At 59.9% G+C, this 19,061-nt stretch carries 16 protein-coding genes; 9 read left to right on the forward strand and 7 right to left on the reverse strand.

The window, feature by feature from the left end; genetic code table 11:
• Positions 1 to 2 precede the first annotated feature (2 nt).
• Positions 3 to 1,925 (reverse strand): ATP-binding cassette domain-containing protein, encoded by a 1,923-nt coding sequence (locus tag ACS4NR_RS12575; RefSeq protein WP_456020270.1) that lies wholly within the window; start codon positions 1,923 to 1,925, stop codon positions 3 to 5.
• 214 nt (positions 1,926 to 2,139) lie between these two features.
• Here ACS4NR_RS12575 and ACS4NR_RS12580 point away from each other — a divergent pair, with 214 nt between their 5' ends.
• Positions 2,140 to 4,068, forward strand: a complete 1,929-nt coding sequence (locus tag ACS4NR_RS12580; protein ID WP_456020271.1) for a transglycosylase SLT domain-containing protein — start codon at positions 2,140 to 2,142, stop codon at positions 4,066 to 4,068.
• A gap of 84 nt (positions 4,069 to 4,152) precedes the next feature.
• On the opposite strand, the gene ACS4NR_RS12585 is transcribed toward ACS4NR_RS12580, so the two are convergent.
• Complete coding sequence (locus ACS4NR_RS12585; RefSeq protein WP_095140026.1) at positions 4,153 to 5,931, reverse strand: ABC transporter transmembrane domain-containing protein; 1,779 nt, start codon at positions 5,929 to 5,931, stop codon at positions 4,153 to 4,155.
• A 257-nt stretch (positions 5,932 to 6,188) separates the two neighbouring features.
• On the opposite strand from ACS4NR_RS12585, the gene ACS4NR_RS12590 reads away from it, so the two are divergent.
• Entirely contained in the window at positions 6,189 to 6,368 is a 180-nt protein-coding gene (locus ACS4NR_RS12590; protein ID WP_095140025.1) for a PA1571 family protein, read from the forward strand.
• A 158-nt stretch (positions 6,369 to 6,526) separates the two neighbouring features.
• Here ACS4NR_RS12590 and pdxB read toward each other — a convergent pair whose 3' ends face one another.
• The gene (gene pdxB / locus ACS4NR_RS12595; RefSeq protein WP_456020272.1) at positions 6,527 to 7,669 is read right to left on the reverse strand and encodes a 4-phosphoerythronate dehydrogenase PdxB; all 1,143 of its coding nucleotides are present in this window, start codon (positions 7,667 to 7,669) and stop codon (positions 6,527 to 6,529) included.
• 309 nt (positions 7,670 to 7,978) lie between these two features.
• Between pdxB and ACS4NR_RS12600 the strand changes: the two genes are divergently transcribed.
• Positions 7,979 to 9,388: an MATE family efflux transporter gene (locus ACS4NR_RS12600; protein WP_166497694.1), complete on the forward strand. Its 1,410-nt coding sequence runs from the start codon at positions 7,979 to 7,981 to the stop codon at positions 9,386 to 9,388.
• 135 nt (positions 9,389 to 9,523) lie between these two features.
• Here ACS4NR_RS12600 and tusA read toward each other — a convergent pair whose 3' ends face one another.
• Positions 9,524 to 9,775: a sulfurtransferase TusA gene (gene tusA, locus ACS4NR_RS12605; protein ID WP_003226616.1), complete on the reverse strand. Its 252-nt coding sequence runs from the start codon at positions 9,773 to 9,775 to the stop codon at positions 9,524 to 9,526.
• Between the two features lie 176 nt (positions 9,776 to 9,951).
• The gene (gene rlmM / locus ACS4NR_RS12610; protein WP_456020273.1) at positions 9,952 to 11,025 is read right to left on the reverse strand and encodes a 23S rRNA (cytidine(2498)-2'-O)-methyltransferase RlmM; all 1,074 of its coding nucleotides are present in this window, start codon (positions 11,023 to 11,025) and stop codon (positions 9,952 to 9,954) included.
• Positions 11,026 to 11,247: 222 nt separating this feature from the next.
• Between rlmM and acnA the strand changes: the two genes are divergently transcribed.
• A complete protein-coding gene (gene acnA / locus ACS4NR_RS12615) occupies positions 11,248 to 13,989 on the forward strand; it encodes an aconitate hydratase AcnA (protein ID WP_456020274.1) in 2,742 nt (913 codons plus the stop codon).
• A gap of 341 nt (positions 13,990 to 14,330) precedes the next feature.
• On the opposite strand, the gene ACS4NR_RS12620 is transcribed toward acnA, so the two are convergent.
• The gene (locus ACS4NR_RS12620) at positions 14,331 to 15,152 is read right to left on the reverse strand and encodes an aminoglycoside phosphotransferase family protein (protein ID WP_456020275.1); all 822 of its coding nucleotides are present in this window, start codon (positions 15,150 to 15,152) and stop codon (positions 14,331 to 14,333) included.
• Positions 15,139 to 15,627: an SRPBCC family protein gene (locus tag ACS4NR_RS12625; RefSeq protein WP_456020276.1), complete on the reverse strand. Its 489-nt coding sequence runs from the start codon at positions 15,625 to 15,627 to the stop codon at positions 15,139 to 15,141. Before ACS4NR_RS12625 ends, ACS4NR_RS12620 begins: the two co-directional genes overlap by 14 nt.
• A 197-nt stretch (positions 15,628 to 15,824) precedes the next feature.
• Here ACS4NR_RS12625 and ACS4NR_RS12630 point away from each other — a divergent pair, with 197 nt between their 5' ends.
• The 5 genes from ACS4NR_RS12630 (at position 15,825) to ACS4NR_RS12650 (ending at position 18,998) form a co-directional block, all read left to right on the forward strand.
• Positions 15,825 to 16,745, forward strand: a complete 921-nt coding sequence (locus ACS4NR_RS12630) for an ADP-ribosylglycohydrolase family protein (RefSeq protein WP_456020277.1) — start codon at positions 15,825 to 15,827, stop codon at positions 16,743 to 16,745.
• A 56-nt stretch (positions 16,746 to 16,801) separates the two neighbouring features.
• Positions 16,802 to 17,206, forward strand: a complete 405-nt coding sequence (locus tag ACS4NR_RS12635; protein WP_097088532.1) for a lysozyme inhibitor LprI family protein — start codon at positions 16,802 to 16,804, stop codon at positions 17,204 to 17,206.
• A 220-nt stretch (positions 17,207 to 17,426) separates the two neighbouring features.
• On the forward strand, positions 17,427 to 18,032 hold the full coding sequence (locus ACS4NR_RS12640) for a DUF2975 domain-containing protein (protein ID WP_095140016.1): 606 nt from the start codon (positions 17,427 to 17,429) through the stop codon (positions 18,030 to 18,032).
• A gap of 9 nt (positions 18,033 to 18,041) precedes the next feature.
• On the forward strand, positions 18,042 to 18,248 hold the full coding sequence (locus tag ACS4NR_RS12645; protein WP_003226632.1) for a helix-turn-helix domain-containing protein: 207 nt from the start codon (positions 18,042 to 18,044) through the stop codon (positions 18,246 to 18,248).
• Between the two features lie 78 nt (positions 18,249 to 18,326).
• A complete protein-coding gene (locus ACS4NR_RS12650) occupies positions 18,327 to 18,998 on the forward strand; it encodes a hypothetical protein (protein WP_166497700.1) in 672 nt (223 codons plus the stop codon).
• Positions 18,999 to 19,061: the final 63 nt, after the last annotated feature.

Below are 19,061 nucleotides of genomic sequence, written 5' to 3' on the forward strand. Positions count from 1 at the left end.
AATCAGGCATCCAGCTCGGCCCAACGCTCCACCAGCGCATCCAGCTCAGCCTGCAATTGCTCCAGCGAAGCAATCACCTTGGCCGTCTCTGCCGGCGGACGCTGATAGAAACCGGCCTCGGCCATTTCAGCCTCGACGGCCGCGATCTGCTGCTCCTTGGCATCGATATCACCCGGCAACGCTTCCAGCTCGCGCTGCAGCTTGTAGCTCAGCTTCTTCTTGGCTGCCGGTGCGGCAGCGGCAGGTGCGGCAACTACGGCTGGCTCAGCGGTGACCACCGCCGAATTCAGGTCAGCCTTGCCCGACTTGCTCTCGGTCACGCCCAGCAGGCGCGGCGAGCCGCCCTGACGAATCGAGTCCTGATAGCCACCGACGTATTCCCGCACCTTGCCTTCACCTTCGAAGACCAGGGTGCTGGTGACCACGTTGTCGAGGAATGCCCGGTCGTGGCTGACCATCAGCACAGTGCCGTTGAAGGTCAGCAGCACTTCTTCGAGCAGCTCGAGGGTTTCCACGTCGAGGTCGTTGGTCGGTTCGTCGAGTACCAGCAGGTTCGCCGGTTTGCTGAACAGTTTGGCCAGCAGCAAGCGCGCACGCTCACCACCGGACAGTGCCTTGACCGGCGTACGCGCACGCTGCGGGCTGAACAGGAAGTCACCGAGGTAACTCAGGACGTGGCGGCTCTGGCCGTCGATATCGATGAAGTCGCGACCTTCGGCGACGTTGTCGATCACGGTCTTTTCCAGATCCAGCTGATGGCGCAACTGGTCGAAGTAGGCCACGTCAATCCGGGTGCCCTCTTCCACTTTGCCGCTGGTCGGTTGCAGTCCATTGAGCATCAGCTTCAGCAGGGTGGTCTTGCCGGTACCGTTGGCGCCGAGCAGGCCGATACGGTCGCCGCGCTGCAGGACCATCGAGAAGTCCTTGATCAGGTACGGACCGTCCGGGTGATGGAAGCTGACATTTTCCAACACCATCACTTGCTTGCCGGACTTGTCGGCAGTTTCCAGCTGGATATTCGCCTTGCCGGTACGCTCGCGACGCTCGCTGCGCTCAACACGCAGGGCTTTCAGGGCGCGCACACGGCCTTCGTTACGGGTCCGACGAGCCTTGATACCCTGACGGATCCACACTTCTTCCTGAGCCAGACGCTTGTCGAACAGCGCGTTGGCGGTTTCTTCAGCGGCCAGCGCGGCCTCTTTGTGCACGAGGAAGCTGGCGTAATCGCCGTTCCAGTCGATCAGGCCACCGCGATCCAGTTCGAGGATGCGCGTGGCGAGGTTCTGCAGGAAGGAACGGTCGTGCGTGATGAACAGCACGGCGCCCTGGAAATCCTTAAGGGCTTCTTCGAGCCAGGCAATCGCACCGATGTCCAGGTGGTTGGTCGGCTCGTCGAGCAGCAGCAGATCCGGTTCGGACACCAATGCCTGCGCCAGCAGCACGCGACGACGCCAGCCACCGGACAATTCGGCGAGGGTCTTGTCGGCCGGCAGTTGCAAGCGGCTCAGGGTGCTGTCGACCAGGGTCTGCAAGCGCCAGCCGTCACGGGCTTCGAGGTCGTGCTGGACGTGCATCAGCTTGTCCAGATCGGCGTCGGTGACGATGTTCTGGCTCAGGTGATGATATTCGGCGAGCAAGGCGCCAACGCCGTCGAGGCCTTCGGCAACCACGTCGAATACGGTCCGCCCGTCGGCCACTGGCAACTCTTGCGGCAATTCGCCGATTTTCAGACCGGGGGCACGCCACACCGAGCCGTCATCGGGCTTCTGGTCGCCCTTGACCAGTTTCATCATGCTGGATTTGCCAGTGCCGTTGCGGCCGATGATGCACACCCGCTCACCACGGGCGATCTGCCAGGACACCTTGTCCAACAACGGCATCGCGCCGAATGCAAGGGACACATCGCTGAATTTGAGCAGGGTCATGAGCTTCTCCAAAAACCGGGCGCGCATTCTACCTGATTCAGGCTCTCAGCAGGCCGGCAATTTGTCTGCCGAAGCACTCTGCACAACATTTGTTGCGAACTTGTGCTGCGGGACCGGCAAAGCTTTCGCCCGTTGCTGGCAAAAGGCTAAGCTACAGACAATTCAGTGCTGGCCGCGGCCGGTGCTTGTCATGATTTCTCTGCCCGGATGTCTCATGCGCAGTCGCCTTTTCAGTGTCTTGTCCTGTTTGCTACTTACCGCCGCTGCCGCTCAATCCGCCCAGGCGGTGGACCTGTCCACCCAACGCCAGTATTACGATGAAGCCAAACGCGCCCTGGCCAAGGGCGATACCGGCCCGTACTTCCGTTACAGCCAGGCCCTCGCCGATTACCCGCTGGAACCGTATCTGGCCTACGACGAACTGACCGCGCGTCTGAAAACCGCGAGCAACGCCGAAATCGAGAAGTTCCTCGCCGAGCACGGCGACCTGCCCCAGGCCAACTGGATGAAGCTGCGCTGGTTGCGCTGGCTCGCCGACCGTGGCGATTGGGCGACCTTCACCAAGTATTACGATCCGAAACTCAACTTCACCGAGCTGGACTGCCTCAATGCGCAGTACCAGATCAGCAGTGGCCACAAGGCCGAGGGCTATGCCAACGCCGACAAACTGTGGCTGACCGGCAAATCGCAACCGGTCGCCTGTGACGGGCTGTTCGGGATCTGGGCCGCCGACGGCCAGTTGACCGAACAGAAACGCTGGGAACGCACCAAACTCGCCGCCCAGGCGCGTAACTATCCACTGGCCAACAGCCTGATCAACGGCCTGACCACCCTCGCCCCGCGCGGTCGGCTGCTGGTGGATGTCGCGCAAAAACCCGAGCTGCTCAATCAACCATCGCGCTTCACCCCGGCCGACGAGCCGATGTCCGACGTGGTCAGTCTCGGCCTGCGCCGCCTCGCCCGTCAGGATCCGGACAAGGCCATGGCGCTGCTCGACGGATACGCGAGCAGCATGCATTTCTCCCGTGACGAGAAAGTCGCGATCGCCCGGGAAATCGGCCTGACCCTGGCCCGGCGTTTCGACAGCCGCGCGCTGGACGTGATGACCAAGTACGATCCGGAACTGCGCGACAACACCGTGTCCGAATGGCGCCTGCGTCTGCTGCTGCGCCTGGCACGCTGGGACGATGCCTATCAGTTGACCCGACGCCTGCCGCAGGATCTGGCGACCACCAACCGCTGGCGCTACTGGCAGGCGCGCAGTCTGGAACTGGCCCAGCCACAAAACCCGGAAGCACAGACCCTTTACAAAAACCTTGCGCGCGAACGTGACTTCTACGGTTTCCTCGCCGCCGACCGCTCGCAATCGCCGTACTCGCTGAACAACAAGCCGCTGGTCCTCAGCCAAGCGTTGATCAACAAGGTGCGCAACACCCCGGGCGTACGCCGCGCGCTGGAATTCCATGCGCGTGGGCAGATCGTCGACGGGCGCCGCGAGTGGTATCACGTCAGTCGCCATTTCAATCGTGACGAAATGGTCGCCCAGGCCAAATTGGCCTACGACCTGAAATGGTACTTCCCGGCCATCCGCACCATCAGTCAGGCGCAATACTGGGATGATCTGGATATCCGCTTCCCGATGGCCCACCGCGACACCCTGGTGCGTGAAGCCAAAACGCGTGGCCTGCATTCGAGCTGGGTGTTCGCCATCACTCGTCAGGAAAGCGCCTTCATGGACGACGCCCGCTCCGGCGTCGGCGCCAGCGGTCTGATGCAATTGATGCCCGCCACTGCCAAGGAAACCGCGCGCAAGTTCAGCATCCCGCTGGCCTCGCCGCAGCAAGTGCTTGATCCGGACAAGAACATCCAGCTCGGCGCCGCTTACCTGAGCCAGGTGCACAGCCAGTTCAACGGCAACCGCGTGCTCGCCTCCGCCGCCTACAACGCCGGCCCCGGCCGTGTGCGCCAGTGGCTGCGCGGTGCCGATCACCTGAGCTTCGATGTGTGGGTGGAAAGCATCCCGTTCGACGAAACCCGCCAGTACGTGCAGAACGTGCTGTCGTACTCGGTGATCTACGGGCAGAAGCTCAATTCGCCGCAGCCGCTGGTGGATTGGCATGAGCGGTATTTTGATGATCAATGACAGGTGCTGAATACCTGAAATGAAAAATGCCCGCATCAATCGATGCGGGCATTTTTTTGTCTTCAGCAAACGCCTGGGGCAGTTCTACACCGCCACCGCATGCCCATCATTGAACTGCAACGACGCCAGCCGCGCATACAACGGATTGCTTACGATCAACTCCTGATGCGTACCGATCGCCACCAAGCTGCCCTGATCCATCACCGCGATCCGGTCGGCGTTCTTGACCGTGGCCAGGCGATGCGCGATCACCAGTGTGGTGCGGTTCTGCATCAGGCTGGGCAAGGCTTCCTGGATCAGGTGCTCGCTCTGCGCATCGAGGGCGCTGGTGGCTTCGTCCAGCAGCAGAATCGGCGCATCCACCAGCAACGCGCGGGCGATCGCCAGGCGTTGACGCTGGCCGCCGGAAAGTCCGAGGCCAGCGTCACCCAAATGGGTCTGATAGCCGTTGGGCATTTTCTCGATGAAGTCATGGGCGTGGGCAATTCTCGCCGCTTCCTTGACCTGCTCCAGTGTCGCGCCCGCATTGCCGTAACGAATATTCTCTTCGACGCTGCCGAAAAACAGCGCAGGCGATTGCGAGACCAGAGCGAAATTGCGGCGCAGATCCAGGGGATCAAGGCTGGTCAGCGGCACACCGTCGATCAGAATCCGCCCTTCAAGCGGGTCGTAGAAGCGCAACAGCAAGTCATACACCGTGGACTTGCCGGCCCCGGATGGCCCGACAAGGGCCAGAGTCTCGCCGGCCCTGATGGTCAGGCTGAGGCCGTTGACGGCGTAGCTGTCCGGACGTGACGGGTAGGAAAAGCGCACATTCTGCAATTGCAGTTCGCCCTTGATCCGTTCTGGCAACGTCACCAGTCCGATAGTCGGTGGCTGGATGATGTTCTGCGAACTGAGCAGTTCCGCGATGCGCTCGGCGGCACCCGCCGCACGCTGCAATTCGCCAATGACCTCGCTCAACGTGCCGATCGCGCTGCCCACGATCAGGCTGTAGAAAACGAACGCCGCCAGTTCACCACCGGTAATGCGCCCGGCAATCACGTCCATGCCGCCGACCCACAACATCACCGCCACCGCGCCGAGCACCAGCACGATCACCACGGTGATCATCCAGGAACGCTGAAAAATCCTTTTGCGCGCGGTGTCGAACGCGTCCTCGACGGTTGTGGCGAAACGCCGCTCATCCTGCACCTGATGGTTGTAGGCCTGCACGGTCTTGATCTGACCGAGGGTCTCGGAGACATAGCTGCCGATGTCGGCGACCCGATCCTGGCTCAGCCGCGACAGATTGCGCACGCGCCGACCGAAAATCAGAATCGGCGCGACCACGAACGGCAAGGCAATCACCACGATGCTGGTGAGTTTCGGGTTGGTCACGAACAGCAGCACCACCCCGCCGATCACCATCAACAGGTTGCGCAGAAACATCGACAGTGACGAGCCGATCACCGATTGCAGCAACGTGGTGTCGGCGGTCAGTCGTGACTGAATCTCCGAACTGCGGTTGTTTTCATAGAACCCGGGATGCAGGTACACCAGATGGTTGAAGACCTCGCGCCGAATATCCGCCACGCAGCGCTCACCGATCCACGACACCCAGTAAAACCGTGCAAACGTGCCGATCGCCAGGCCCAGCACCATTAGCATGAAGATGCCGATGCTCTGGTTCAGCTGGTGCGGCGACTGGGTCATGAAACCCCGATCGACCAGCAGTTTGATCCCCTGCCCCATCGACAAAGTCACGGCCGCGGTGACGATCAGCGCCAGCAGCGCAGCGCCGACTTGCCAACGATAAGGCGCCAGAAACCGGCTGGTCAGACTCAGCGCTCGACGGTGCCGGGAAGAAAGCTTCGAGATCATTCAGGTACACATCCGTGTTGGTGAAAGGGCTAGCCTAAACCTTCTATGGGGCGGAACTCTGTAAATCACAATGAGTCAGGTTAAATATGCCCCCAAAGACTAGGCCATAGTTGCTATTGGTCTAATGTCCCGGTTGAGACGAGCGGTCATTTCTGTTGGACTGGAGATGCCGCTTTTGACAGACCCTGAGGGTGTTGTCACAGCCTGGTCACGTGGCGGTTTTAATCTACGTGCACAACCTGATGAGGAGACAGGCCATGTCCTTGCAACACAGCAGCGAAGACAAAATTGAAGTGATCCGCACCAAACCCGGCCAACCTCTGGGTTGCTCGATTATTGACAAGGATGGGCGTGAGGTACCGATCACCGAAGACATGATCCAGGACGCATGTCGCGAACTGGACAAGCGATTGGTCAAGCCTGCCGAACAAAAGTGATATAGCCACCGTCTTCCTGACCCGGCCCCCATTTGGCCGGGTTTTTTCTGCCTGCCGTTCTCTCCTGTGTAGGAGCTGCCGAAGGCTGCGATCCTTTGATTTTGTTTCTCAGAGGCAAGATCAAAAGATCGCAGCCTTCGGCAGCTCCTACAGGATTTTCAGACAGCCACCGCCCCCAGCGCCGCCACAATCTTGCGCAACACCGGCGAATCACCGTCGATCCGCACCTTCAGCCCCTCGATCTCGCGTCGTACCGGATATTGCTTGCGCAACACGTCAAACGCTGCACGCTGTTCAGCGACATTGCCTACAAGACTGCGGCGAAAATCCGCGTCATCGCGGCGCGGGTCGTACACGCCACGGCACAACATCGCCAGCGCCCAGGCCGGATCGCTGTCGGCGTGCAGGTTCACTTCTGACAGCCAGGGTGCCGGCAGCAGGTCACTGAGCTGGATGCTCGGTGGTTGACCGATAAATTCGCAATAGGCCTGATAAATCTGCGCCGTCCCGCGTTGCTTGCCATCGAGGCTGTAGCCGGCAATGTGCGGCGTGGCCAGCACGCAGAGTTCGGCGAGGGCGACATCGACTTCAGGCTCGGCTTCCCAAACATCAAGCACCGCTTGCAGGTCTTCGCGCTGCAGCAGCACTTTGCGCAATGCAGCGTTATCCACCACCGGGCCACGGGCGGCATTGATCAGCCAGGTACCAGGTTTGAGCTGTTGCAGACGCTGTTCGTTGAACAGGTGCCAGGTCGCGCCTTCGCCGGTGCGCGTCAGCGGCGTGTGCAGGCTGATCACGTCGCACTGCTCGATGATCTGCTCGAGGCTCACATAATCGCCGCCCTCGGCCGCCTGACGCGGCGGATCGCAGACTTTGACATTCCAGCCCAGTCCTTTGAGCACCTTGATCAGCCGCCCGCCAACTTCACCGGCACCGATCACACCGTACGTACGTTGCGGCAAATCAACGCCTTCGATTTCTGCCAGAGTCATCAGGCTGCCGAGCACGTAGTCGACCACGCCCCGCGCATTGCATCCGGGCGCACTGGACCAACTGATGCCGGTCTCATTGAAATAATCGAGATCCAGATGATCGGTACCGATGGTGCACGTGCCGACGAAACGCACTTTGCTGCCTTCAAGCAACGCGCGGTTGACGTTGGTCACCGAACGTACCAGCAACACATCGGCCTGCTCGACCGTCGCACGGTCGATGGAACGGCCCGGCACCCGGCGGATCTCGCCGAAACCGGCAAAAAAGGCATCGAGCAGCGGGATATTTTCGTCGGCAACAATCAGCATGGCGGGCTCCTTGGGGGGATCGGCAGTTTAGGTGCAGATCCACCGTTGAGCCAGCGCAGACTGCACTGTGGCGAGGGAGCTTGCTCCCGCTCGACTGCACAACAGGCGGAAAGTCTGCAATCGGGATTTTCCTGATCCACCACGCCGGATGATTCCAGATCCGCTTCGCACCCCAGCGGGAGCAAGCTCCCTCGCTACAGTGGATCGCATCGATGATTACAAATCCGCAACAGAGGATTTTTCCTGACTGTCACGTCAGCGGCGTAGAATGCGGCGCCTTGCGCATCAACACCTGTGGACGCTTTGCCTGTGAATTCTGTTACTGATCAACCTCTCGCTGCCTCACTCACCCGCCCCGCGCGAATTCGCCTGGAGTTCAGGAACCTGCTCGCCCTGGCCTTGCCGATCATCATCGCGCAACTGGCGACTACCGCGATGGGCTTCGTCGATGCGGTGATGGCCGGCCGCGTCGGGCCGAAAGATTTGGCGGCGGTAGCGCTGGGCAACTCGATCTGGGTCCCGGTGTTTCTGCTGATGACCGGCACCCTGCTGGCCACCACGCCGAAAGTCGCTCAGCGTTTCGGCGCCGGCACCCACAGCGAGATCGGCCCGATCGTGCGTCAGGCGCTGTGGCTGGCGCTGGTGGTCGGCCTGATCGCCACGTGCATGCTGGTCGCCGCCGAACCGGTACTGCACCTGATGAAGGTCGATCCCGAGCTGATCGGCCCGTGCATGCAATACCTGCACGGCATTGCCAGCGGCCTGCCGGCGGTGGCGTTCTATCACGTGCTGCGCTGCACCAGTGACGGCATTGGCCGTACCCGCCCGGCGATGGTGCTGGGCCTGTGCGGTCTGGCGCTGAACATTCCGCTGAACTACATCTTCATCTATGGCCATTTCGGCGTACCGGCCATGGGCGGCGTTGGCTGCGGCTGGGCCACGGCCATCGTGATGTGGGTCATGGCGCTGGGTCTGGCGGGTTACGAGCGCTGGGCGCCGGCCTATCGTTCGAGTGAAATCTTCAGCCGCTTCGACTGGCCACAATGGGCGGTGATCAAGCGTCTGCTGGCGATCGGTCTGCCGATTGGCATCGCGGTGTTTGCCGAGTCGAGCATCTTCGCGGTGATCGCCCTGCTGATCGGCAGCCTTGGCGCCACCGTGGTGGCCGGGCATCAGATCGCGCTGAACGTCAGCTCGCTGGTGTTCATGATTCCGTATTCGCTGGGCATGGCGGTGACCGTACGCGTCGGCCAGGCACTGGGTCGTGAAGAGCCGCGTGAAGCACGTTTTGCCGCCGGTGTCGGCATGGGCACTGCGCTGGCCTACGCCTGTATTTCGGCGAGCATGATGCTGTTGCTGCGCGAGCCGATTGCATCGATCTATACCGCCGATCCGACGGTGATCCACATTGCGGCAATGCTGATTGTGTACTCGGCGCTGTTCCAGTTTTCCGACGCAATCCAGGTCACCGCCGCCGGCGCGCTGCGCGGTTATCAGGACACCCGGGTAACGATGATTCTGACCTTGTTCGCCTACTGGGGCATCGGCCTGCCGGTGGGTTACGCGCTCGGTCTGACCGACTGGCTCGGCGAACCGCGTGGCCCGAGCGGCTTGTGGCAGGGTTTGATCGTTGGTTTGAGCTGTGCAGCGCTGATGCTGTCGATCCGCCTGACCCGCAGTGCGCGCAAACGTATTCGGATCAGTCGCAGCGCCGGCTAAACCCCTTACGCAGGACAAAAATGTGGGAGCGGGCTTGCTCGCGAAAGCGGTGTTTCAGTCGACATCTTCAGTGACTGACACACCGCCTTCGCGGGCAAGCCCGCTCCCACATTGGGATTTGCGTTTGCCTGAGGGTCAGGCTTGTTTTTTGCGGATCCAGTACAGATAAGTACCGGCCTCTTCGTGCTGGCCCACCAGTTCATGGTCGAGAAACACACAGAACTTGGGAATGTCGCGACGGGTCGAGGGATCGGTGGCGATCACCTTGAGCAAGCCGCCAGGCACCAGGTCACGGATGTGCTGATGCAGCATCATCACCGGCTCCGGACAATTGAGACCGGTGGCATCGAGGGTGCCGTCGACCGGGGTATCGATCATTTCACTCATGATTAACTCCTGAAACTGGCCGGCATTGTCGCGCATTGCCGGGTGCTCAGTCATCTGTAGCGAGGGGATTTATCCCCGATGGGTCGCGAAGCGGCCCCAAAGGCTGGGGATGCGCTGCATCCCATCGGGGATAAATCCCCTCACCAGAGATCATTCCCACAGGGTTTAGTGGTGACTTAGCGGGATTTGGCTTTCTTGATGTCATGCCGACGCAAATGGCAGGTCACTTCCTCGCGGTCGTGATACAGCTGCTTGCAACCAATATCGACCTTGATCCCGCGCGCCTTGAAGCCATCGGCGATGCGTTCGAGCAAGCGCTTCACTTCGGCATAACGCTGCTTCATCGGCAGCTTGAGGTTGACCACTGCTTCGCGGCAGTGGCCGTCGCCGATCCACTCTTCAAGCATCGCCGCGTTACGCGCCGGCTTCTCGACGATGTCGCAGACCATCCAGTCCACCGGTTGCTTGGGCTTGAAGGTGAAACCGTCGGCCATCAAGTGCTGCACCAGTCCGGTGTCCATCAGGCTTTCAGCCATCGGGCCGTTGTCGATGGCAGTCACCAGCATGCCGCGGTTGACCAATTGCCAGGTCCAGCCGCCCGGCGCCGCGCCGAGGTCGACACCGGTCATGTCGCTGTGCAGGCGCTCGTCCCACTGATCACGCGGGATGAAGTGGTGCCAGGCCTCCTCCAGTTTCAACGTCGAACGGCTGGGTGCCTCGCGCGGAAACTTCAGGCGCGGAATACCCATCGGCCACATCGCCGAGTTGCCGGCATCGGCCATGCCGAGGAACACTTCGCGGCCACTTTTGAAGGTCAGCAGCAGGCGCGGCTTGTTTTCGCCTTCCACCAGTTTGCCGGCGCCGGTCAGCGCCTTGCGCAGCGGGCCTTCGAATTTCTTGCAGAAGTTCGACAGCTCTTTGCCGTCGTTGGTGTCGACCACTTCCAGCCACAGGCTGCCGCAGACCGGGAAGTCCGCCATGTGCTCGAGGATCACGCTGATGCGGTCGGTTTCCGGCAGATTGATGAAAACGCCCCGCGCCCATTGCCGCGGGAAAATCAATTCGGCGAATCGTTGGCCGCGCATCAGCCGTTCGGCACCATCGGCTTCGCTGCAGACAAACTCGGCGTACGCGGTGGCCGGTTTGGCCTTGGCGTAACCGGCGACATTGAGTTGGGCGGCGAGGTCGGAAATCTCCGAACAGACTTCGCCTTCGAAGCCTGGCCGGCAATGCATGAATAGGGTGTTCATTCTTACTCCTGGGCAGAGGGCGGACATTCGGCCCCTGCACGCTGCTCAAGCCTTGCGGTGAAGCAAAGCCTGTCACGAAAACCGGCGCATGATAGCCGATGTCGGAACCTTGGACTTGCCCATAGAGTCCAGTTATTAGCCAGCTACTGAAAACAGGGCTACGTTGATAGCTCTGCCCGTCCCCTCCGTCCGTAGCCGTGCGGACTCAAAGGAGTGATCGTAATGCCGTCCCTCGATAGTCTGAAGACCCTTAAAACTCTACAAATCGACGATAAGACCTACCACTATTTCAGCCTGCCCGATGCCGCCAAGAGCCTTGGCAATATCGACCAGCTACCGATGTCGCTGAAAGTCCTGCTGGAAAACCTGCTGCGCTGGGAAGATGAAAAAACTGTCACCGGCGCCGACCTCAAGGCCATTGCTGCCTGGCTCAAGGAGCGCCGCTCCGACCGGGAAATCCAGTACCGCCCGGCCCGGGTATTGATGCAAGACTTTACCGGGGTACCCGCCGTGGTCGACCTCGCCGCGATGCGCGCCGCCATGGCCAAGGCCGGCGGTGATCCGCAGCGAATCAACCCGCTGTCGCCGGTGGATCTGGTGATCGACCACTCGGTGATGGTCGACAAATTCGCCACCCCGAGCGCCTTCGAACAGAACGTCGACATCGAGATGCAGCGCAACGGCGAGCGCTACGCGTTCCTGCGCTGGGGCCAGAGCGCCTTCGACAACTTCAGCGTGGTGCCGCCGGGCACCGGCATCTGCCACCAGGTCAACCTCGAATACCTCGGGCGCACGGTGTGGACCAAGGATGAGGACGGCCGCACCTACGCCTTCCCCGACACCCTGGTCGGCACCGACTCCCATACCACCATGATCAACGGCCTCGGCGTACTCGGCTGGGGCGTCGGCGGGATCGAGGCGGAAGCGGCGATGCTCGGCCAACCGGTGTCGATGCTGATTCCGGAAGTGATCGGTTTCAAACTCACTGGCAAACTCAAGGAAGGTATCACCGCCACTGACCTGGTGCTGACCGTCACGCAGATGCTGCGCAAGAAAGGTGTGGTCGGCAAATTCGTCGAATTCTACGGTGACGGTCTCGCCGACCTACCACTGGCCGACCGCGCAACCATCGCCAACATGGCCCCGGAATACGGCGCGACCTGCGGCTTTTTCCCGGTCGATGACGTAACCCTCGAATACCTGCGCCTGTCCGGTCGCCCTGCCGAAGTGGTGAAACTGGTCGAGGCCTACACCAAGGCTCAGGGCCTGTGGCGCCTGCCCGGTCAGGAACCGGTGTTCACCGACAGCCTGGCGCTGGACATGGGCAGCGTCGAAGCCAGCCTTGCCGGGCCAAAGCGCCCGCAGGATCGGGTCTCGCTGCCGAACGTCGCGCAAGCCTTCAGTGACTTCATGGACCTGCAATTCAAACCCACCAGCAAGGAAGAAGGCCGTCTGGAAAGCGAGGGTGGCGGTGGCGTGGCCGTGGGCAACGCCGATCTGGTCGGCGAAACCGAGTACGAGTACGAGGGCCAGACCTATCGCTTGAAAAACGGTGCGGTGGTGATCGCAGCGATTACCTCGTGCACCAACACCTCCAACCCGAGCGTGATGATGGCGGCGGGTCTGCTGGCGAAAAAAGCCGTGGAGAAAGGCCTGACCCGCAAGCCGTGGGTCAAGAGTTCGCTGGCACCCGGTTCGAAAGTGGTCACCGACTACTATAAGGCGGCGGGGCTGACGCAATACCTCGATCAACTGGGCTTTTCGTTGGTCGGCTATGGCTGCACCACGTGCATCGGCAACTCCGGGCCACTGCCGGAACCGATCGAGAAAGCCATTCAGAAAGCTGACCTCACCGTGGCGTCGGTGCTCTCCGGCAACCGCAACTTCGAAGGCCGGGTGCATCCGCTGGTCAAGACCAACTGGCTGGCCTCGCCACCGCTGGTGGTCGCCTACGCCTTGGCCGGCAGCGTGCGCACCGACATCAGCACTGAAGCGCTGGGTAACGACCAGCAAGGCAATCCGGTTTACCTGCGCGACATCTGGCCGAGCAGCAAGGAAATCGCCGAGGCGGTGAATCAGGTGAACACCGCGATGTTCCACAAGGAATACGCCGAAGTGTTTGCCGGCGACGAGCAATGGCAAGCGATCCAGGTGCCGCAGGCCGCCACCTATGTGTGGCAGGACGATTCGACCTACATCCAGCATCCACCGTTCTTCGACGATATTTCCGGCCCGTTGCCGGTGATCACCGACGTCAAAGGCGCGCGAGTTCTGGCGCTGCTGGGCGATTCGGTGACCACTGACCACATCTCCCCTGCCGGCAACATCAAGGCTGACAGCCCGGCCGGGCGCTATCTGCGCGAGAAAGGCGTGGAGCCGCGGGACTTCAACTCCTACGGCTCACGGCGTGGCAACCATGAAGTGATGATGCGCGGGACGTTTGCCAACATCCGCATTCGTAACGAAATGCTCGGCGGCGAAGAAGGCGGCAACACGATCTACATTCCGACTGGCGAGAAAATGCCGATTTACGATGCCGCCATGCGTTATCAGGCCTCGGGCACGCCGCTGGTGGTGATCGCCGGTCAGGAATACGGCACCGGTTCCAGCCGCGACTGGGCCGCCAAAGGCACCAATCTGTTGGGGGTCAAAGCGGTAATCGCCGAAAGCTTCGAGCGCATCCACCGTTCCAATCTGGTGGGCATGGGCGTATTGCCGCTGCAGTTCAAGCTCGATCAGAACCGCAAAAGCCTGAACCTCACTGGCAAGGAAACCCTGGATATTCAGGGCCTGACCAGCGTCGAGCTGACGCCGCGCATGAACCTGAATCTGGTGATTACCCGTGAAGACGGGCGCCAAGAGAAAATCGAGGTGCTGTGCCGCATCGATACATTGAATGAGGTGGAGTACTTCAAGTCCGGCGGGATTCTGCATTACGTGTTGCGCCAACTGATTGCTTCCTGAAAACACGTTTCCCTGTAGGAGCTGCCGCAGGCTGCGATCTTTTGATTTTGGCTTTCAAAAGTAAGATCAAAAGATCGCAGCCTGCGGCAGCTCCTACAGGGTGATGTACTTTTCTACAGGCGAAAAAAAACCCGCCGAAGCGGGTTTTTCCCAAGACCATTATCGACTCCCTGTCGGCAGCGATCCTTGCTATGGTCGATCATCCGTGATCCTGAAACACTCCCTGTGTCTCAGTTGATGGGTGTAGATTACGCGGTGGATCCAATCGGCAATAGTCGCAAAAGCTACCACCGCGTGTAAGACATTCGCTATAGAAGCCCTTCCGTAAACCCTTAGCCCTCTCAGTCATCCAGCAGGCAAGCGGCGATTTGCGCGACCTGCAGCTGTTCGGCAGCCTGTTGCTGCGCATCGTCCTCCAGGAACCAGGCGGCCGACAATCCGGCAAACGCCAGCACCCATTGCAGCAAGCGTCGGCGATCAAGCCCGGACGCCTCGACGATCACCTCGACCTGCCGGCGCAATCGCTGTGAATCGCCAGCCGTCGGCAAGTCCGGGTTGCAGATCAGGTTGGCGTAGTCATAACCGCGCTCGCCGCGTATTCGTTTGGGATCAATAGCGAGCCAGCCGTGTGCAGCGAAATCGAGAACATTGTCGTGGTGCATGTCACCGTGCAGCACCACCACGTCCTGCGGATCTGCGAGCAAGGCTTCAGCCGCTCGCAGGCTCAGGGCATAGGTCCCGCCATGTTCGGCCGCGGCCACGCGCAGCGAGGCGAACCACGGTGCCAGCTCCACCAGCGGCGGTGGCGGCGTCGGGCGCGGCGCATGCAAGCGCGCTAGTGTCGTGCACATGATCTGCGTGGCTTCGTCGTCTTCACCGTTGAGCGCCATGTGCATCAACGAACGCCGGCCCATGGCCCGTTCCAGCAACAAACCTTCCTCATGATGGGCCAGTACCTGCGCTGCGCCCTCACCGTTCCACCAAGTCATCAGTCGATTACCGAATTGCTCGTCGGTATCCAGCGCAACCTTGAGCATGGCCGGCGTGTCGCCAAAACGCACCGGCAACAGACGGCTGCCGGGGGTGATGATCGGCTCACCGTCCGGCACCAGCGCCCAGCGTTGCAACCAGGGTTCGAAGACTGCGCAGTCAGTCACCGTCATGCTCGCGGGTCTTGGCGCTTTCAGCGAGAAACTTTTCAAGTCGACTCAGCTGTTCCTCCCAGCCACGGCTGTCCATGTAATACGCCTCCTTCTGCCGCACATCGGGAATGTGCGCGAAGCCGGACTCAGACACTTTGAGCAAAGTGCCGCCCTCGTAATCCTGCAGCTCGAACTTGACCAGCGTCGTCGGCTCCTGTGAATAGTCGATCTTTGGATTGACCGCGTACGGGTGCCAGCGAAACGAAAACAACTGCTGTGGCTCGACCCGCTCGACGAGCACGTTCCACAACACGTGTTCATAACCTGGATACGTGACCTGCCCTTGCGTCCACTCCCCGGCAATGAACCGCCTGTCCTCCAGCGCTACACCAAACCACTGGCCAAACGCCTCGGCATCGACCAATGCGCGCCAGACATAAGAACGCGATGCCTTGAGCATGATTTTGCGTTCGAAACTATTGGGTACCGGTTTCATAAGTCACCTCCTGTTTTGAACAGTAGGCTTGTATGACCACATGTCCAACCTGAAGTTGTATCAAAGAGCTGCACCTGTTCAGTCCAAAGGAAACATTCGGCGGCATTTCCGATCGTTGAATGAGTGAATGAGTGACGCAACCTTCCCGCTGAACCTGTTACCTTTTCCAGCGAAATGGATACAAACAAGGACGAAGCATGCAGCCATCTCTATCCGAACGTTATCGCGGCGCCCTGCTCGGTCTCGCTTGCGGCGACGCCGTCGGCACCACGGTGGAGTTCAAGCCGCGAGGTTCATTCCAGCCGCTGACGGACATGGTCGGCGGTGGCCCCTTTCACTTGAAGCCCGGGCAATGGACGGATGACACCTCGATGGCGCTGTGCCTGGCCGAGAGTCTTCTGAGCAAAAACACATTCGATGCGGCGGACCAGATGGGACGCTATCTGAACTGGTGGCGATGGGGGTATCTGAGCTCGACTGGGGATTGTTTCGATATCGGCATGACCGTCAGTCAGGCACTGTCGCAGTATCAGCAAACCGGTCAGCCCTTTGCAGGGTCAACCGACCCGTTTACCGCCGGCAACGGCTCACTCATGCGTTTGGCGCCGGTGGTGCTGTTTTTCTTCCCTGACGTCCAGCAGATCCGCCAGTTCGCCAGCGACAGTTCGCGGACAACCCACGCGGCCCCTGAAGCCATCGAATGCTGTCAATTGTTTGCCGAACTGATCGCCAACGCGCTGTTCGGTACCTGCAAAAGCGAACTGTGCAGGCTGCCGCGCTCAGCTTTCACTGAGCCTAAAGTTGCCGCGATTGCTCGAGGAGATTATCTGGCAAAATCAGTCAATGATATCCGTGGCAGCGGTTACAGCGTCGAGTCCTTGGAAGCCGCGCTGTGGTGTTTTCACCACACCGACAGTTTTACAGCGGCGATCCTGCAAGCCGCCAACCTCGGCGATGATGCGGACACCACTGCCGCGATCGTCGGTCAATTGGCCGGGGCCTATTATGGCGTTCGGGCGATTCCTGCCCACTGGCTGGAAATACTTCATGACGGCGAGGAAATTGCAGCCGCCGCGGATCGCCTGCTCGAAGCCTCCCGACTGCGAGTTCCTGAATAGCCGCACCACAGCCGCTAAACTGCTCTGCACTTTTATCCGACACAGTGAGATTAACCATGCTCCCACGCCTGCTCCTGGCCCTGACCCCCTTCCTGTTAACACCTTTCGCCCACGCCGCCGTCGACTGCGCCAACGCCAGCGATCAGGCCACCATGAATCAGTGTGCCGGGCAGGAATTCAAGACGGCGGACAAGGAATTGAACGCGGTATATCAGCAGATCACCGGTCGTTTGAAGGACAACGCCGACGCCAAAAAGCTGCTGGTAAGCGCGCAGCGGGCGTGGATCGGCTTTCGTGATGCCGAGTGCAAGTTTTCCGCGTCCGGTGTGGACGGCGGGAGTGTTTATCCATTGATTTACAGCAACTGCCTGACCGAGGTGACCAAGGTGCGGGTCGAGGCGCTGAAGCAGTATTTGAAGTGTCAGGAAGGTGACATGAGCTGCCCGGTGCCAGGGGCCTGATGTCGCAGGGGTTTCAGTTTCGCCGACAGGTTTGTTGATTCCCCACTCGGAGCACCTGTCGGCGCGCTGGCCAGCCTACCGACTCCCCGCACCATTGCGAGCGACCATGCGGAGCCGGATCAGAAGAGGATGCTCAAGCAACAAAATCAAAATTAATTATTGTTATTAGATAATTTATCATCGAGAATTCGCTACCAAATTGTAGCAACCAGGAATTTTCATGAGTACTCACATCAACGGATTGGCGCTGCAGCGCATGCATTGGATCGGGCTGCTGGCAGCAATTCTCGTCTGGGTTCTGGGGGTAACGGAGGTCGGCGGCAACGCAACGATCTGGTTCTTCAAAAAGGATGAAATGCTGGCGGGCCTGCTCTATGCCTTTGCTGAGGGCTCGCCGCAATTGCTTGACCCGTTTGTCGAAGGTGCACTGCTTGATCCCGACACTTGGCTGTCATCAACGGTCACGGCGCTGATCGTCTTTCTGGATTTCCTGCCCGTGGTCCTGTCGGCTTACGCGTTATGGCTGACCGGTTTGTTTTTTCTGCGCTTGTCGCGCGGCGAAACCTGGACCGACCGCAACATCAGGGTCCTCTGGCGAGTAGGCGTACTCTGCATCGTTTCTCCGGCAACCTACCCGTTAATAGAGACCTTGCAAGGTCTGGCGTTGTCGATAGATCTACCGCCGGGGGATCGGATTTTCCAGTTCTCTATCGGAATGTCTTCCGCTTCTGCCTACGAAATAATCAAAGGCGTATTACTCTGTATTTTTTCAATTATCATGCGTGACGCAAAAGTACTCAGCGATGAGCAAAGCCAATACATATAGAACAATATAATGACCATTATTGTCCGCCTTGACGTAGTCATGGCCACGCAAAAAATTCGTTCAAAAGAGTTAGCCGCCCTGCTCGGGATCACCGAGGCGAATCTGTCATTGCTCAAAAACGGCAAAGTCAAAGGCGTGAAGATGGCAACTCTGGACAAACTCTGCGCTGCGCTCGATTGCCAGCCGGGCGATCTGCTGGAATACCAGAAAGACTAGCCCGCTGGCGGCGGTTTATTTATCGCCGCCTCATCCGTTTAACTTTTATTCAATCCTTAGTTGCAAGGCGTCTTTGTCATGTCCCGTTATTTGTTCTGCGTCCTATTAATGCTGACCGCGTTGCTTGGCGGCTGCGCCACGCAAATAGACGTAGCACTCAACGCAATACCTGATCCGGACTATCAGTTCGATCGAAAGGCAACCGTGCTGGTGACCTCGGCCAACGGCGCCGATGAGAACGCACTGAATGCCCGCTACTATCTTCGCGACATGGTCAACGCACTGAAAGACAGAGGCTTTCAGGAGGTTTATACCGACGCCAGCCTGCCCAGGAGTCACGCGCCGATCAAAATGACCATTACTCTCGATATCGGCAGCCGGCAAGTGTCTTACCGCTATACCGCCACCGACTATGGGCAAGTGCCAACCAGCACTACGACCGTGTGCAAGAACGCCAAGAAGAAAGATGACCGACTGACCTGCACCAGTAAGCCCAATACGACCTATGGCCCGGTGGGAACTTCAGAGCGTATTGGTTACACCACCCTCAGTACGTTCATTGCCACCGCCCGGGATGAAGCGAGCAAGCGCACGGTGTATCTGCTGCGGGCGTCGTCTTATAACGAGGACTGTCAGGCCGCCAAGGTCGAAGCGTTTCTGGTCGAGCAGGGCCTGCAGAATTTGAACTTCCAGGATCGCATGCAACGCAACTACAGCGTCACGATGCCCGAGGGTTACAGCTGTAAGTAGTCAGTTGCCCAAACGTAAGAGCTTCACAGCTCAGCCGGCGTGAGGCGGTGCTGTGAAGCTGGC

This window comes from Pseudomonas sp. JQ36 (genome assembly GCF_053851495.1).

Bases quoted from the DNA above. Each gene is read 5' to 3' on its own strand.
- ACS4NR_RS12640 (WP_095140016.1), top strand. From the start codon at position 17,427: ATGAGTACTCACATCAACGGATTGGCGCTGCAGCGCATGCATTGGATC.
- ACS4NR_RS12620 (WP_456020275.1), bottom strand. From the start codon at position 15,152: ATGACGGTGACTGACTGCGCAGTCTTCGAACCCTGGTTGCAACGCTGG.
- ACS4NR_RS12575 (WP_456020270.1), bottom strand. From the start codon at position 1,925: ATGACCCTGCTCAAATTCAGCGATGTGTCCCTTGCATTCGGCGCGATG.
- ACS4NR_RS12585 (WP_095140026.1), bottom strand. From the start codon at position 5,931: ATGATCTCGAAGCTTTCTTCCCGGCACCGTCGAGCGCTGAGTCTGACC.
- ACS4NR_RS12645 (WP_003226632.1), top strand. From the start codon at position 18,042: ATGACCATTATTGTCCGCCTTGACGTAGTCATGGCCACGCAAAAAATT.
- ACS4NR_RS12625 (WP_456020276.1), bottom strand. From the start codon at position 15,627: ATGAAACCGGTACCCAATAGTTTCGAACGCAAAATCATGCTCAAGGCA.
- ACS4NR_RS12630 (WP_456020277.1), top strand. From the start codon at position 15,825: ATGCAGCCATCTCTATCCGAACGTTATCGCGGCGCCCTGCTCGGTCTC.
- ACS4NR_RS12650 (WP_166497700.1), top strand. From the start codon at position 18,327: ATGTCCCGTTATTTGTTCTGCGTCCTATTAATGCTGACCGCGTTGCTT.
- tusA (WP_003226616.1), bottom strand. From the start codon at position 9,775: ATGAGTGAAATGATCGATACCCCGGTCGACGGCACCCTCGATGCCACC.
- ACS4NR_RS12590 (WP_095140025.1), top strand. From the start codon at position 6,189: ATGTCCTTGCAACACAGCAGCGAAGACAAAATTGAAGTGATCCGCACC.
- ACS4NR_RS12580 (WP_456020271.1), top strand. From the start codon at position 2,140: ATGCGCAGTCGCCTTTTCAGTGTCTTGTCCTGTTTGCTACTTACCGCC.
- ACS4NR_RS12635 (WP_097088532.1), top strand. From the start codon at position 16,802: ATGCTCCCACGCCTGCTCCTGGCCCTGACCCCCTTCCTGTTAACACCT.
- pdxB (WP_456020272.1), bottom strand. From the start codon at position 7,669: ATGCTGATTGTTGCCGACGAAAATATCCCGCTGCTCGATGCCTTTTTT.
- rlmM (WP_456020273.1), bottom strand. From the start codon at position 11,025: ATGAACACCCTATTCATGCATTGCCGGCCAGGCTTCGAAGGCGAAGTC.
- acnA (WP_456020274.1), top strand. From the start codon at position 11,248: ATGCCGTCCCTCGATAGTCTGAAGACCCTTAAAACTCTACAAATCGAC.